Raw genomic sequence first — 17,261 nt, forward strand, 5'->3', positions numbered from 1 at the left:
CTTTTACTACATTATTCTATAGTAATACATAGATCTTTTACTCAATACCGTTATAAAATCCGAGCTAATTCGTTTTTTTGACCATAAGTTTTACCATTTAATTAATATATTATACTGTACTGATTATATCACCACTATATTTACATGAGAAAAAAGTGGCTATCAATTTGAAAGACACCCTCATAATAATCAATTAACTTAATACATGGGTAAAAAACTCCAAACCAAAAAAAGATACAATATACTAGCTATGCTTTTTATCACTGTGGTCATAAATTACCTAGACCGCAGTAATATTTCAATTGCAGCTCCCGATTTACGAAAAGATCTTAACATTGATACTGTACAAATGGGTTATATTTTTGCGGCTTTTTCATGGACTTATGCCTTACTGCAAATTCCAGGAGGCATTATTGCAGACAAGATCAAATCTAGAGTATTATACACCTTTATTTTAACATTTTGGTCTATCGCCACCCTATTACAAGGTTTAATTAATTCCTTAGTCATTTTAATAGGTTTAAGGGGAAGTATTGGGGTTTTTGAAGCACCTTCATACCCTATCAATAACTTAGTAGTTAGTAGGTGGTTCCCTGAAAACGAACGCGCCTCGGCCATAGCTATATATACTTCTGGGCAATTTTTAGGATTAGCTTTTTTAACCCCTGTTTTAGCTGCTATTCAAAATTATTTAGGTTGGAGAGGTCTGTTTATTGTATCTGGTGTTATTGGAATTATTTGGGCTGGCGTTTGGTATTATTTTTACCGAGACCCAAGAGATCACTCTTCTGTTAGCGATTCCGAATTAAAGCTTATTGAAGAAGGTGGCGGTCTAGTAGGGTCAAAAAACAAAAACAAACCTTCCGAAAAATTCAAATGGAGTGACTTAAAATATGCCTTCGTTTATCGTAAATTATGGGGTATTTATATTGGTCAATTTTGCTTGGGGGCTACCACTATGTTTTTTCTAACTTGGTTTCCAACTTACCTTATTGAGTATAGAGGTCTAAACTTTCTAGAAACAGGATTCCTAGGTTCTATTCCATTTTTAGCAGCCTTTACAGGTGTTTTATTATCAGGCTTTACATCCGACTTATTAATCAAAAAAGGGTTTTCTGCTGAAATATCAAGAAAGGTACCTATCATTTTTGGTATGCTTCTCTCAACCATCATTATAGGCGCTAATTATACAGATAATACTACTTATGTTATTGTATTTTTAGCCTTGGCTTTTTTTGGTAATGGGCTAGCTAGTATTGCTTGGGTTTTTGTATCGCTTCTTGCTCCTAAAAAACATTTAGGTCTTATAGGAGGTACGTTTAATTTTATTGGCGGCTTATCGGGCGTTGTAGTGTCCATTGTTATAGGGTTTTTAGTTCAAGATGGTGACTTTCGCCCAGCCCTTTTCTTTGTTGGAGCATTAGCACTTACTGGGTTTTTATCCTACACATTAATTGTAGGCAAAGTAGAACGCATTGTAATAAAAGAAAAACACTAAACTTTAGTAAACATGAAAATCACAAATATTATAGCATACCCAATTAATGTTGGCACAGGAAGCCAACTTGTTGTAAAAGTAGAAACCCAATCAGGTATTTATGGTTGGGGCGCCTCTGGTTTATCTGGCCGGGAATATGCTGTTATGGGAGCTATTAAGCATTATAAACCCCTCTTAATAGGTAAAGATGCTAGGCATATAGGTGCTATTTGGCAAGATTTATACAGAGGTCAATATTTTGAAGGCGGACGCGTATTAACAGCAGCTATCTCTGCCATTGATATTGCTTTACATGACATAAAAGGAAAAGCGCTTGGTGTACCAGTCTATGAACTTTTAGGTGGTAAACAACGTGATTATGTTGATTGCTTTGCTTCCGTAAGGTTTTCAACTCTGGACGAATTATTAACACTATCTAAAAATTTTGTTGCAGAAGGCTGGGATATGTTAAGATTAGCTCCTGCCGAATTTGAGCGTATAAAAGGAAAAGAGCACATTTTCAATCCTAGAGAATCTATTTCTATTATTTCAGATTGGCTCATTAAATTACGTGAAGAAGTAGGCACCAAAGTAACCATTGGAATTGATTATCATACGCGCTTAAGCATTCCCGAAACCTATTCGTTTATAAAGCGATTACCCGTTGGAACCTTAGATTTTATTGAAGAACCTATAAGAGATGAAAATCCAGAAGCCTATCAAGAGTTAAGAAAATTGATTGATGTACCATTTGCAATTGGCGAAGAATTTTCAAGTAAATGGCAATTTATGCCTTTTATTGAAAAAAATATTACACAATATGCTAGAATTGATGTTTGTAATGTAGGCGGTATTACAGAAGCCATGAAAGTAGCCGCTATGGCCGAAGCACACTATATTGATTTAATGCCACATAATCCATTAGGGCCTATCTGTACAGCAGCCACGATACATGTTGCGGCAGCATCACCCAACTTTAGCTGGCTTGAAGAAGTGAATACAGGCGCACACACCTTGACCAATGATCCGAAGTATTACCCTAAACAGCCTAAAAGAGAAGGTCCTAGATACCCCATTCCAACGGAACCTGGTTTAGGGGTTGATCTTGACGAGGCCTTCATTAAAACTCAAGTTTTTAAACCTGTTGAAATTCCTAGGCTTTATAGAAATGATCAGTCATTAACCAATTGGTAAAATCTGGAATTGAAATGAGATACGTACAACTTATTACATTTTTCTTCTTAAGCATATGCTTGATTTCCTGTAAAAATTCAACAAAATATGCTTCAATAGAAACTGGAAACACCTCAAATCATGATGATGTTAAAGCCAATTTTTCTATTGAAATACTAGACCAAAGAGCGCTTAAACTTCTTAATCCGAATTCTAAAATTGAAATACTAGCTAGTGGTTTTTCATGGACAGAGGGTCCTCTTTGGATAGATAATGAAAATAGTTTATTGTTTTCAGACATTCCTCGAAATAAAATTTACAAACTTAACTCAATAAATGACACACTCACCTATTTAAAACCTTCTGGGTATACCAGTGAACAAGTAAGTGAAAAAGAACCAGGTTCAAACGGATTGTTACTAAACCACAACAAACAACTCGTTTTGATGCAGCAAGGCGACAGGCGTATTGCTATGATGAACGCCCCTTTAAACCAACCAGAACCAACCTATGTAACCTTAGTTAATAATTTTCAAGAAAAGAGACTTAACAGTCCGAACGATGGCGTTTTTGATTCTAATGGCAATTTATATTTTACAGATCCTTGCTACGGTTTGCCGCTTATGGAAGAAGATCCTGAAAGAGAACTAGACTTTAACGGTGTTTATTGCTTACTAACTAATGGTGACTTAATATTACTTGATAAGCTATCAAAACCGAATGGTATTGCATTATCTCAAGACGAAACTAAACTGTATGTTGCTGTATCTGATGCATCTCATGCTGTTTGGTACAGCTATGATATAAAGGCTCCAGCGCGTATTGAGAATAAACAACTATTTTATGATGCCACGGAAATTGTAAAAGAAAAAGGCGTACATATAGGGCTTCCTGATGGGTTAACCATAACCTCTGAAGATTATATATTTGCAACGGGCCCTGAAGGTGTTTGGTTATTCACCAATCAAGGTGATGTTATTGCCAAAATTTGTACAGGTTTAAAAACATCAAATTGCACATTATCAACAGATGAAAAACGTTTGTTTTTAACAGCTAGCAGTTATATTCTTGCCGTTAATTTAAATTAGGCTTCATAAAAAAGCCACGCAAACAGGAGACACTAATAATTTGGTTTTAAAAACTTGATGAAGTAAGCCGTCTTCCTTTATTTTATAAACAATAGTGTCATCAGAATCTTGAAAGCAAGCTATTAACCATTTTCCGTTAGGCGAAATATTAAATTCACGCAACGTGGTTCCTTCTCCATATTGGTAGCCTAATAATTCCAAATGACTATCTTTTATTTTAAAAATAGTCAAGGCATTTAGAGTCCTATTGGCAACATATAAAAACTGTCCGTTAGGATGCAATCGTATGGCCGATGCACTTGGAATGGCTTGAAAAGAATCAGGAAGCGTTTTTACATTATCAATAACACGGAAAATTTGATATTCATTTTGCTTAATAATTGAAATTTCTGCCGTTAGTTCATTGAATACATACCCTAAATCACCATTACGATTAAAAACTAAATGTCTTGGACCAAAGCCCGCAGGAATTTGAATATCTTGTGAATGATTCAATCTCAAAACATTTTGCTCAAACTGATACGCTTTAACCTGATCTATTCCTAAGTCTGGAACAAATAAAGTAGTGTTATTAGGATGTATCACCACTTGATGTGCATGAGGCCCTTCCTGTCTCACTTTGTTAATGCTTGAACCAGAATGTTTAAAATTTTGATTACACTCAAGTAACGCGCCTTCATTAGTGGTGTTATAATGAAGCATGTTACCTGTACCATAACATGCTATAAAAATATGTTTGCCCTGGCAAGCTATATGGCAAGGTAAGCTCCCTGGAATACTAACCTCATTTATTAGGCTCAATGAAAAATCTGGATAAATTTTAAAGGCTTTAACCTTAGGCTCTTTTTTCGACTCAACCTCAGTGATGGTGTATAAATATCTTTTATCTTCACTTAATGCTAAATAGGCAGGGTTTAAAGACTCTGTAGCATATAAACATCTTAATTTGCCTGTGGTGTCATCTAAACTAACGGTATAAATCCCTGAACCTTTGCCTCCAAAAGTATCTGTAATCATTTCGGTATAACTTCCTACATAAAAAACAGTCATAACATATTCTTATAAAAACGACAACCAAAATTTCTAGCTTATTTGAGTAACAACCAATTTAAATTTACAATTTTAGTAGCTCCCCATTCTGACACAAATACAACCACAATGTCTTGAACTCCTTTTACCTGTTCTAATAAATTTGTTTCTATAGTTTGCCAACTATTCCAACCACCTGTATATTGAACAGGGAACGTAGCGATGAGTTTTCCCTTAGAATTATTTAACCTAATTTCAAAAGCTCCTTTTCTTTGCCCACTAGCCACACGAGCTTTTATGAGTTTTGCTTGCCCTTTTTCAAAATCTACACCATTAAATTTTACATGGCTCATCATTTTAGTATCACAAACCATCCATCCTTTTGGTTCATTTCCCCCAACAAATGTAGTTTTTGCGTTGTAAATTTCGTTATACCTATCAATTTGAATGGTATCTCCAATTTTTGGATGCCCAATTCCACGCATAGTAGGCTCTACTTTTTTTATGGAACCATCTTTTTTAAACTCTAAATAATCAGCACGCATGGATCGCAACTTATTAAAACCGCTAATATCCCACCAGTGATAAAACAAAATCCATCTATCATTGTATTTAACTACCGAATGATGATTGGTTCCATTATCAATATTATCCATTATTTTTCCACAATAAATATATGGTCCGAGAGGTGTTTTACTAGTAGCATATCCAATAGTATACCCCTCATTAGGAAACACATGCGCAAATGTTAGGTAATAAACTCCATGATGTTTGAAAGGAAAAGGGCCTTCAACATATCCCTTAGGTATGCCTTGAATTTGAATAGGTTCACTATCAATTTCCTTCATATTTGCCTTTAGTTTAACCCCCTTTAGTCTCTTTTCACTAGCGTAGAACAAATAGGTTTTCCCATCATCATCTAATAATAATCCTGGATCTATACCTTCAATCCCTTGAATATAATTCTTCTCCCAAACAAAAGGACCTATTGGACTTTTTGAAACACCAACACCAATTCTTCTAAAACTAGATTCATCTTTAGGAGGTGCAGGAAAATAATAGTAGTATAAGTCTCCATTTTTTATACAATCTGGTGCCCACATACCGTTGGCATTCTTCTTACCCCATGGTACCTCATTTTGATCTAGTATAACACCATAATCTTTCCACGTACTACCGTTTTCTAGAGAAAACATATGATAATCTGGCATATAAAACCTTGGCGCATCTTCCTCATTTTTTGGAATAGCATCATGCGATGGGTAGATATATAACTTACCATCAAAAACCCTTGCTGTTGGATCTGCAGTATAAATATGAGTAACTAGGGGGTTCTGTGCAGATAGCATAGAACTTGTTAACAACAAATAGCAACAAAACTTTAAAAACCTCTTTTGAAACATTGAATTCATAAAAAATGGAACATTATGCTAATTTAAAATATTAAAACCATCCGCTTTATATACTAACTTCCAGTTTTAAACTCAAATATTTGTGATTCAGAGTTATTTCCAGCGGCATCTTTACTCACAACTTTCCAATAATAATTTGTATCTGAATTTAATGTCACATCAATAATAGATGTAGTTTCTGTAGTAGTATGTAAAGTAGTTGGAGGGTTGGCTGTTGACAAATAAAAATCGTATGATACAATATCATTGTCTATATCATTACCATTCCAACTAAACGAAACTATGCTCCCTATTAAACCACCCATTTCTGGACTTATAAGTTCTGCAGGAAATGGAGCATATTGTTCAATACCTAGCCCTGCATTATAGAATTTCCATAGATCACTTTTAGCCGTTTCAGAGACCGCTTTTGATTTTGAAACTATATACCAAGAATATGGCGTTCCACGAAGCAATCTTTCGGTTTTTTTAGTTTCTGTAGTATTTACAGTGTGTTCACTACCATCTTTTAAATTTTTTATAACCAATGTATATTCATCAGTATGTGCTGCGCTGTTCCATTCAAAAGTCACATTACTTTCAGTTTCAGATATTATATTCCCCTGATTACACTCGGCATCCTTTAATGGTGAAATTAAGTTGGTGGCTTCAGGATTCCTTTTAACTGGTGCTTCTTCTTCATCGCTTCCACCACTACAGCCTAATAAAACTAATACTAAAAAAAGTACAATTATATTCTTAGCTTGGGTAATATTGACAATCATTTCTTTATAATTTTTGTCTTAATGTTAATATTAGAATTAGTTATATGTAAAAAATAAACACCACTTGACAAACCATTTAAATTAACATTCAACATTTGTTCTTTTAAATCAATTATTCTATCTAAAACCAACTCACCTGTCATTGAAACAACCTTATAAGCAATTGGTTCTTTTGGTATGTTTAAAAGTGCTATAGTCAATATTTCTTCAACTATTGTTGGAAATACAAGCACTTTAGCGTTTGAAAAAATAATAGTTTCATTATACACACCTTGACAATCTTTATCAGTACTTACCCTAACTGTATTGTAATCTGATTGCAAATTTAAGATGATGCTACTTTTATCTGTTACCAAAATAGAATCATTTACCTCTATCCGATAAATATCACTACCTTTAAGATTTAGAGTTACAAGCTTCTTTGAATGATTTACCTTTGAAAATACAGATAGTGATTCTGGTTCATTTATGATGAGCTTTGCACTCATAGATAATGAGACATCTGTGGGCGAGGTAATAGTAACGGTGTAGGTACCTGCCTTCAGATTCTCTAAAGTAAAATTATCTGTAAAGGTTTGCAAAATGTTAACTCCATCTCCTGTAATTTTTATATTATAAGTTCCACTGACAATTGAAATTGCACTAATCGTTCCGTTGGATTTTCCCTTACATGAAACACTGGTAGTTTTTAACATGGCAACCGCTCCACCCGAAGGAACTTTATCATAGGTTTCTACAGAAAGGATTAAAGAGCTCACACTACCTCCATTATCCGGAAATTCAACTGAAACAATATTATTTTCTTTCAAAAGGCTTGAAGAAAAAGGAACTTCTATCATGCCAAAAAAGTCATCTCGGTCAGTTTGGTCATAGCCTTTCCAATTACCAGGAACTTCAACAACTTTATCATTTACTTTTATAACAGGCCTTTTACTCACATTATGTTTTCTTCCAATACCTAACCTTAAAGTAGCAAAACCAATTCCGCTGGTTACCCCATTGAAATTAAAAGCGATTGGTGTATTTGCTGTAATGGCTTGCAAATGTTTTGTTGTATAATAGTTTTTGGTTCTGATTGCATTATTAAACTTTATATCTGAGCTAAACGAATATTCTAAAATTACAGTTTCATCTTTTATTAAACTCAGAGAACTTGGAGCTGTCGTATGAATTTTTGTGTCTAATTCTGGTAATTGGTCTTTGTACACTTTCAAAGATTTTATTTTAACATCTACAAAATTAGAAACACTTGACATCATGGTTAGGTTTACCAATTGCGTATTATCATCAAGATTACTTAAGGCAATAAACATTTTATTACCATCAACAAAGGCATGAGTTTGCACATCAGGATTATCGCTTTTAATAAAAATACGTTTTCCTTTTACATCTTTCCAAAGTTCATAGAACAAAATTCTAGGACTGTATTCCCACTCTGTATTACTATCAATAGGTTGACCTATATTTTTGGGAATCCATAACACAGGCGTATAGGGCTGATAATTATTTGCTTCTGTAATGTGCCAAGTCGCTTTCCCTGTTATAAAAGGAATTGAGCAGGTTATTCTGTCTTGCCTGTCCAATAGACTTAGCAAAATGTGATTAATGGACGTCATAGTTTGCGCACTAGCAATTTCGCTATAATCATCACCATACCCTTTCTCTATTGCTCCATATTCAGTAATGGCATGCGGCTTAACAATTCCCCATTTTGCAAAACTGTAAGTTTCTATTAAATCTAAAATAGCTTCAGAATTACTACCAGATCGCTTAGTATCCTGCCCCGTAACATTAATACCGTCATATAAATGGGTTGAAAAACCATACATGTTATCTCCAGCGACATCCATAAACATCATCATATTTTCTTTCCAGTGGCCAAAATCATTAAGTTCCATAGATGGCCAAGCCGAAGAATAGCCAATTACCTTCATATTGGCCAATGCAGGTGTTTCATGAATACGCTTCCCTACAGCACCATAAAACTCAGCCATTTGTTTTTTTATTCTATTATTTTCACTAACACTCCATCCTGAATAAAAATCCTTTGCGTGCACAAAAGGTTCGTTCATCAATTCAAAAAATTCTTGTGCATCTCCATTATTAATGTCATTCTTAAAATATTCTACTGCCCAATCAGCAGCTGCATTAACATCAAGTCCATCAATAAAAGCATCCCTTGGATGCTGTGTACTTACATACCCTTTTTTTACCTCACGTAAATTATCATCGCCTGATTTAGCTGAAGGATATGCACCAACCTCCCCTGTAACTTGTTTTGCTCTGGCATGCGGTCCCCAAAATTGACGTCCTCCAGTAACATTATAATCATTTCTAAACTTTACAGCCTCTGTATCATTTGAGGCGTCATGAATTGAAAAATACTTTGTTCGATCTAGCTCAGATTCATTACCAATATAGCGCTCACATCGATTATCAATTTGAACCGACGTATTTTGCGCCATTAACTCTAAACTAATAGAACCAAGTAAAAGAGTAAAAAGAAGCAATGGGTGCTTTAAAACAAATCTCATATATTCTAACTTAATTTCCGTCAAATTTATTGTTAAATTGAAACAAAAGAAGCATTAAATGATTAAAATAGGATTACGAATGTTCTGCTGTAATAAGTAAAAAAAATCTCAAAGACTTACCTATTTATATCATATTGTTACAATTAAAAAAGTAATACCTAATATCACCAGATGTCACTTCTTTAATTGATTACAAACTATTTTTTTGGTATAATTTTAAATGAAAATGCATAATCACCAGCTTTTTGTGGTAATTCAATTTTTAAACCTTCAGCATCTGTTTTAAAATTCAACTTGCCTTCTACCCCTAGCATTTCTATTGAATCAATCTCATAATCATACAAGTTGTTACCTGCTTTTAGGCTACGAATTGTTAATTCTTGACCTTGTGGCCAATCTAACACTATGGCATAAAGCACATCTTCTTTGGTGGTAAAACGAATATCTTTAGCGGTGTTATCTGCATTTTTTTCTTCGCTTAAATGACCTTCAATAACTTGAGCATCTCCTTCTCCATATATTTTAAAGGTTCTGGTACCATAAATAGCCTCTCCATTTACTTTTAACCATGCCCCCATTTCTAATAAGCGCTCTTTAACAGGTTCTGGTATCGTACCATCTGCTCTAGGTGTAATATTTAATAATACTGCCCCATTTTTACTTACTACATCAACTAAAAAATCTATGAGTCTATTGGTAGATTTATACCTTGGGTTACTTATATGCGACCAAGATTTCCAATCGATAGAATCATCTGTTAACCAAGGAAAGTCTTGTTTTTCACTCATTCTTGCACGTTCTAAATCTAACACCGCCGAACCTTTAGCAAAGTCATAGAACTTATATGTTGACACCACATCTTTACCTTGTTTTTCAGCATGATTGTAATAGTAGGCCAAAAACTCCTTTCGGTGTTCTTCACTAATCACGTCCATTTTGTTATCAAACCAAACTAAATCTGGGTCATATTTATCAACAATTTCCTTAAGTCTATTTAACCATTCATCGTTAAATGCCTTATCTGCTAAAGGGTAATAACGTTTAACTCCTGCATCAATTTCATGTGGATGTAATGGCATTTGGTTATCCCCTTTTTTTAATTTAGGCCCGTATAAACCAGCATATTTAGGATTGGAAGCATCTGTTGTTTCATCCCAAGTTGGATACCAGCCAAACAACCAGTGACGGTGATATGTTGCAATAAACTTCATATCACGTTTACGAATTTCTTTTGAAAGTTCACCCATAATATCGCGTTTTGGCCCCATATCTTTGACATCCCACTCTGTTAAATCACTGTCCCACATAGCAAAACCATCGGCGTGTTCTGAAACGGGTCCAGCAAATTTGGCTCCTGCCTTTTGAAACAGATCGGCCCATTCGGCGGCATTAAATTTTTCAGCCTTAAACATGGGAATAAAATCCTTGTAACCAAATTCATTAAGAGGTCCATACGTTTTTACATGATGCTCATAAAACTTTGTGGGTTTGCCATTTTTAGCTTCTGGGTTATCGGCATTCACATACATCCAGTGTGCATACCATTCATTTTCATATTCTGGCACAGAATATGGCCCCCAATGACAATAAATACCAAATTTAGCATCTAAAAACCACTCCGGTGTTTCATGTTGTTTTAAAGATTCCCAATCTTTGGTATATTTAGGTTCTTTTTCACCTTGAGCCTGTTCGTGTTTAACCTCCTTACATGAAATTGCAATTAAGCAAGTTGCTAGTATAAACTGTGTTAAATATCTCATTCTTCTTTAGTTTAATTATATTTTTTGAGCCAATCCAAAAAAATCAGCACCTTTTATTACATTAATATATTTACAAAAGAACGACAATATTTTTATATATAAAAAATTATTTCATATATGATGACTAAAAATTAATACTCATTTTAACAGGTTTAGCCCCTCCAAGCTTTTCACTTAACTTTGAAGGCAAAGCACCACTCACAAAAATGATATGTTCTCCCTTTCTTAACACCTTTTTTCCATTTTCATCAAATTGATGAAACGCAGTTTCTGTTAATGGAATGGTAACTAACTTTTTCTCTCCTGATTTTAAAAACACGCGTTTAAACGATTTTAAATCGTATAAAGGATCTTTTATACCCCCAAAAGGCGAACTAATATATAATTGAACAACTTCTTCAGCATCAACAGTCCCCGTATTGGTTACTTCAACACTAACATTATAATCGGTATCAATAGTAAGGTTATCATATACAAAAGTGGTATATGTTAAACCAAAACCAAAAGGAAACTGAGGTTCTTCTTTCATGTATTTATACGTTCTGCCTTTCATATTATAATCTTCATACGGCGGTAATTGATCAACAGATTTAGGAAACGTTATTGGTAATTTTCCAGACGGAGATACATCTCCGAATAACACATCGGCTACAGCATTACCACCTTCTTCACCAGGATACCAGACAAATAACACGGCATCTACTATATCATACAGCTCAGGAATAGCAATAGGGCTTCCCCCTGTTAAAACCAGTACAATAGGTTTATCTGTCTGTTTTCTAATCTTCTTAATATAATTAATTTGATTTTGAGGTAATTTAATATCCGTTCTATCCCCTTTTTCACTTGATGCAATAGCTTCTCCTTCTTCTCCCTCTAATAACGCAGAAATCCCCATTACAGCGATACAAACATCAGACTTTCCGGCTTCACCTGTAGACCAATCAATTGGGTTAACATTCTCTCTAAATGGTAAAATACCTGCTTTATAATTTATACTAGTACCAGGGCTAACTTTACTCACTATACCATCAAGAATGGTTTGAGTACTACTTGTTAAACCATAATAATTGCCTAATAATACTTCTTCATTTGACGCATTAGGACCAACAACATATAAAGTACGCGTATCTTTTTTAAGAGGTAAAACTTGGTTCTTGTTTTTTAATAAAACGATAGATTTTTGTGCCACCTCACGTGCAATTTTTCTATGGTCGTCAGAATCAACAACATCTGCTGTAATACTATCAAATGGATTTAGCCCTACAGGGTCAAACAAGCCCAGCTTGAATCTTGTCATTAGGTTTTCCTTTAATCTTTCATCAAGTAAATCTTCAGTTATAAAGCCTTTATTTATAGCATTTTTTAAAACCGTATACACATTACCACAATTAATATTTGTGCCGCTTTTTAATGCTAAAGCTGCCGATTCTTCGCGCGTTTTTGTTACTTTATGAAATGCATGAAAATCATTAATAGCACCACAATCTGAAACTATATACCCTTTAAACCCCCATTCTTTGCGTAGTATATCTTGTAATAAATACGGACTACCACAACAAGGCACCCCTAAGGTTCTATTATACGCCCCCATAACCCCTTCTACGTCGGCTTCTTTTACCAGCGCCTCAAAAGCAGGTAAATAGGTTTCAAACAAATCTTTTTTAGTAACTACAGCATCAAACTCATGCCTAAACTCCTCTGGGCCACTATGCACGGCATAATGTTTAGCACAGGCTGCAGCTTTAATATAATTAGGGTTATCACCTTGCAAGCCTTTTACAAAAGCCACTCCTATTCTAGACGTAAGAAAAGGGTCTTCTCCATAGGTTTCTTGCCCTCTACCCCAACGTGGATCTCTAAAAATATTAACATTAGGCGACCAAAAGGTTAGTCCTGCATATCGGCTTCTGTTATTTATTTTTATGGCTTCATTATACTTTGCTCGTGCTTCATTGGAAATAGCATTTCCCACTTTTAAAATCAAGTCCTCGTCAAAAGTAGCCCCCATAGCTATGGCTTGTGGAAAAACTGTAGCTCTACCATTGCGAGCCACCCCATGCAATGCCTCATTCCACCAATTGTATTCAGGCATACCCAAACGTTCTATTGGAGGGCAAACATCTAACATTTGAGAGCACTTTTCTTCTAAGGTCATCTCTTTTACCAAAAGATCAACGCGCTCTTCTTTAGAAAGCTTCGTGTTTTCCCATGGAAATTTATATGCAATTTCCTTTTGAGGTGACAGTGTCTCTTTAGCCTTTTGGTTTTTTTTACAATTAAAAAAAACTAAAATGGATACTATGACTATACCTAAAACTCTAATTCTGTTGTTCATTTTCATCTTTTACTTACGCTATAAAATCAATCATTCCAATGTGCATCAATAACTTTTTGAATATGCGGAAACTTCTCGCCATCTTCTTCATTTAATTCTAATCGCTTTGCCTTTAACTGCTCTTTCAAATTTGCTATGACAGATTTATATTTAGGATTATCATAGGCATTATTCATTTCTTGAGGATCATTCTTTAAATCATAAAACTCCCAAGCCACTGGCGTGTGCATGGTAAACCTATTACCCCAACTTTTCTTATTCCACTCAGCGTTCGGATCATCTGTATCTACCCAATATCTTCCATAGTAAAAAATTAATTTATACTCCTTGGTTCTAATTCCAAAGTGAGCTGGATTGGCATGAGCATGTGCCATGTGCATCCAATACCTATAGTAGGTTGATTGTTGCCAACCTTCTGGCTCTTCACCCGTTTGCAAAATATGTTTAAAACTGTGCCCCTGCATTTGTTCTGGTGCGGTTCCTCCTGCTAATTCAATTAAAGTAGGTGCAAAATCTGTATTATTTATAATGGCATCGGTTCTAGTTCCTGCTTTAATGGATTTTGGATATCTTACAAAAAATGGCATACGCATAGATTCATCATACATCCATCGTTTATCTATATAATCATGTTCTCCTAACATAAAACCCTGATCGCCAGTATAAACAATAATAGTGTTGTCATATAACCCTTCCTCCTTTAAATACTTCACTAATCTAGCAACGTTGTCATCTACACCTTTTACACATCTTAAGTAACGCTTTAAATATTCCTGATAAGTCTTACTAGTATAAGCATTTCCTTCTAAATGATCTGCTTGCGTAATATCAAAATCTGGATTATTGTGCTTAATATAATTATCACTCCAAAGACGCATACCCATATGACGAATAGTATTACGTTTTGACACAGAGGAACCAATATCATGAATTAAAGAATCGTTTTTTCCTCTGGTGGCCACAGAACCATTATTCGCATTATAATACAAACTGGCTGGTTCAGGAATAAACGTATCTTCTAAATACTCTTTGTATCGCGGGGCATATTCAAAGTCGTCATGTGGTGCTTTAAATTGATGTACTAGGAAGAAGGGCTTGTCTTTATCTCTTTTGTTTTTTAACCACTCCAATGTAATATCAGTAATAACGTCTGAACTATGCCCTTTGTATTGTTTTCCTTCATAACCAGGGAGTTCTGCAAATGGTTTGTATGGTACTCCACTTTCTGTCAAAATTGGATCAAAATATGAACCCTGCTGATGGTGTTGTGAAAATATATTATAATAATCAAAATTAGGTTGATGTGTTAAATGCCATTTCCCTACAAGAGCAGTTTGGTATCCCAATTTTTTCATCTCCATAGGTAAATATTGTCTATTCGTTTCTACTTCACCCTCTAGGTCTAATACGCCATTAGCCTGACTATATTGACCAGATATAATAGAAGCTCTACTTGGAGTACAAATAGAATTCGTTACAAAACAATTGTCAAAAATCAAGCCTTCTTTCGCTATTTGATCTAAAGTTGGCGTTGGATTCAGTCCTGCTAAACGACTTCCATAAATACCAAATGCCTGCGTGGTATGGTCATCAGACATGATAAAAATAACATTAGGCTGCTTTGATTGTTTTTGAGCATTTTGAGCACAGGATAACATTGATAAACCTGTAAAAAAAACAGCTGCGAAATATAATAATTTGTGGGTCATAAATAATTTAATTTAGAAACTATAAATATCGGAAAAACTCATAAGCTATAAGGACAAGATATGGTTTTAAACACACATGTATTGTTCAAATCAAGTAAGTTTTAGCCTGATTTTAAAATAAAATATAAAATAAACCTTTTTAAATTTTAATAATTGAAGCTACATAATAATAAATACATCATTCTAAAACATAAAAGTATCAACTCTAATTTTGCTTTAAACTACTTTGAATCATACTTAACACAAACAGCCTCTATTTCGCAAAATTTAAAGCTATGTTTATAGTTTAGTGGTTAGCTATTGAAACAAAATTATCTTTTATTACATTAGCTAAATATTTGTGGTGTTAATTTAAACATATGTCATACGGCATATGTTTAATAATTATGATTTTTATAAACTAAAAACAGATCTTAACTATAATAACAGAAAAAAGAATGACTAAATACTATTTACTTTTTATTATACTAACATTATATGCTTGTCAGTCAAAAAACAAAGAAAACAAAACTCCTAATAAACCCAATATTGTTTTCATTTTCACAGATGATCAAACCTACTCCTCCATTCATGCATTAGGTAATAATGAAATAATTACCCCGACTTTAGATAAACTGGTTGCAGAGGGCACCACCTTTACCCATGCCTATAATATGGGTTCATGGAGTGGAGCGGTTTGTGCAGCTTCTAGAGCAATGCTCAATTCAGGACGTTTTGTTTGGAGAGCAAATGCATTTAGAAAAAATTGGATAAAAAATGACTCTATTAACAAATCATGGGGTAAACTTTTAGAAAACGTGGGCTATGATACTTACATGACAGGAAAATGGCATGTAGATGCTCCCGCCAATAAAATGTATCAGCATGTAACCCATGTAAGACCTGGTATGCCTGGTGATGCGTGGGATCATGAAACCATGGTTAAAAAGTTTGATTCTATTTCAAAAATACCAAATGCAAATCCAGAAAAAATTATGCCAAATGGCTATAACAGACCGCAGGGTGTAAATGATATTTCTTGGTCACCAACAGACACCTCAAAAGGCGGCTTTTGGGAAGGCGGCAAACATTGGAGTGAAGTATTAAAAGATGACGCCATTGGTTTTATTAATCAAGCAAAAACAAAAGACAAGCCTTTCTTTATGTACCTTGCATTTAACGCGCCTCATGACCCAAGACAGGCTCCTAAAGAATTCGTAGATATGTATCCACTAAAAAATATTTCGGTTCCTAAAAGCTATTTACCGGAGTATCCTTATAGGCATGACATTGCCAATGGTGATGATTTAAGAGATGAAGCCTTAGCGCCATTCCCTAGAACTGAATATGCTATAAAAGTACACAAACAAGAATATTATGCTAGCATCTCACATTTAGACACCCAAATAGGTTTAATATTGGAAGCTTTGAAAAAATCAGGAAAAATAGACAACACCTACATATTCTTAACAGCAGATCATGGGTTGGCAATGGGAAGGCACGGCTTATTAGGTAAACAGAATTTATTTGATCATAGTATAAGGCCACCAATGATTATTCTAGGTCCTAATATTCCAAAAAACCAAAAAGTTCATGCCGATGTATATTTACAAGATATCATGGCTACTTCTTTGGAAATTGCGGGGGCAGAAAAACCGAAGTATGTTGAGTTTAATAGCTTTTTAGATTTAGCTACAAAGAAGAGAAGCAAAAGTCATTATAATGCCATTTATGGTGCTTATTTGGATGTGCAACGTATGATTAGAAAAAATGGTTATAAATTACTGGTTTATCCTGAAGCCAATAAAATACTGCTATTCGATTTAAAAAATGATCCTGAGGAAATGCATGATCTTTCCGAAAATCCAGAACAGAAAGAACGTATAAATGCTCTATTGAAAGATTTATTAAAACTTCAAAAGGAAATGGACGATCCTTTAGACCTTTCATCTCAGTTTAATTTACTGTAAACATGATAAATCTATTTTAAATACTTTT

The 17,261-nt window shown here is 34.4% G+C and carries 11 protein-coding genes; 4 read left to right on the forward strand and 7 right to left on the reverse strand.

Translation table 11 applies throughout. The features are described from left to right. Window positions 1-205 precede the first annotated feature (205 nt). From KFZ70_RS14275 to KFZ70_RS14285, 3 genes are read left to right on the forward strand one after another with little or no spacing between them, the layout of a single operon-like run. Window positions 206-1,498, forward strand: a complete 1,293-nt coding sequence (locus tag KFZ70_RS14275; protein ID WP_139694950.1) for an MFS transporter — start codon at window positions 206-208, stop codon at window positions 1,496-1,498. A 12-nt stretch (window positions 1,499-1,510) separates the two neighbouring features. Next, window positions 1,511-2,671, forward strand: coding sequence for a mandelate racemase/muconate lactonizing enzyme family protein (locus KFZ70_RS14280; protein WP_139694951.1), 1,161 nt, complete (start codon window positions 1,511-1,513; stop codon window positions 2,669-2,671). Window positions 2,672-2,685: 14 nt separating this feature from the next. Beyond that, complete coding sequence (locus tag KFZ70_RS14285) at window positions 2,686-3,738, forward strand: SMP-30/gluconolactonase/LRE family protein (RefSeq protein ID WP_139694952.1); 1,053 nt, start codon at window positions 2,686-2,688, stop codon at window positions 3,736-3,738. 3 nt (window positions 3,739-3,741) lie between these two features. Here the strand turns inward: KFZ70_RS14285 and KFZ70_RS14290 are convergent, their stop codons facing one another. From KFZ70_RS14290 to KFZ70_RS14320, 7 genes are all read right to left on the reverse strand, one after another. Further along, entirely contained in the window at window positions 3,742-4,788 is a 1,047-nt protein-coding gene (locus KFZ70_RS14290) for a lactonase family protein (RefSeq protein ID WP_139694953.1), read from the reverse strand. 38 nt (window positions 4,789-4,826) lie between these two features. Then, complete coding sequence (locus KFZ70_RS14295) at window positions 4,827-6,116, reverse strand: family 43 glycosylhydrolase (RefSeq protein WP_158293164.1); 1,290 nt, start codon at window positions 6,114-6,116, stop codon at window positions 4,827-4,829. Between the two features lie 116 nt (window positions 6,117-6,232). After that, window positions 6,233-6,943: a hypothetical protein gene (locus tag KFZ70_RS14300; protein ID WP_139694955.1), complete on the reverse strand. Its 711-nt coding sequence runs from the start codon at window positions 6,941-6,943 to the stop codon at window positions 6,233-6,235. After that, window positions 6,940-9,477, reverse strand: coding sequence for a T9SS type A sorting domain-containing protein (locus KFZ70_RS14305; protein WP_139694956.1), 2,538 nt, complete (start codon window positions 9,475-9,477; stop codon window positions 6,940-6,942). Before KFZ70_RS14305 ends, KFZ70_RS14300 begins: the two co-directional genes overlap by 4 nt. Window positions 9,478-9,674: 197 nt before the next feature. Continuing rightward, window positions 9,675-11,237, reverse strand: a complete 1,563-nt coding sequence (locus tag KFZ70_RS14310; RefSeq protein ID WP_139694957.1) for an alpha-L-fucosidase — start codon at window positions 11,235-11,237, stop codon at window positions 9,675-9,677. Window positions 11,238-11,361: 124 nt separating this feature from the next. Continuing rightward, entirely contained in the window at window positions 11,362-13,575 is a 2,214-nt protein-coding gene (locus KFZ70_RS14315) for a glycoside hydrolase family 3 C-terminal domain-containing protein (protein WP_139694958.1), read from the reverse strand. Between the two features lie 26 nt (window positions 13,576-13,601). Next, window positions 13,602-15,284 carry a sulfatase gene (locus KFZ70_RS14320; RefSeq protein WP_139694959.1) on the reverse strand — a complete coding sequence of 561 codons (1,683 nt, stop codon included), beginning with the start codon at window positions 15,282-15,284 and terminating at the stop codon, window positions 13,602-13,604. Between the two features lie 437 nt (window positions 15,285-15,721). Here KFZ70_RS14320 and KFZ70_RS14325 point away from each other — a divergent pair, with 437 nt between their 5' ends. Next, window positions 15,722-17,233, forward strand: a complete 1,512-nt coding sequence (locus KFZ70_RS14325; RefSeq protein ID WP_139694960.1) for a sulfatase-like hydrolase/transferase — start codon at window positions 15,722-15,724, stop codon at window positions 17,231-17,233. Window positions 17,234-17,261: the final 28 nt, after the last annotated feature.

This window comes from Allotamlana fucoidanivorans (assembly GCF_045788535.1).
GTDB lineage: Bacteria > Bacteroidota > Bacteroidia > Flavobacteriales > Flavobacteriaceae > Allotamlana > Allotamlana fucoidanivorans.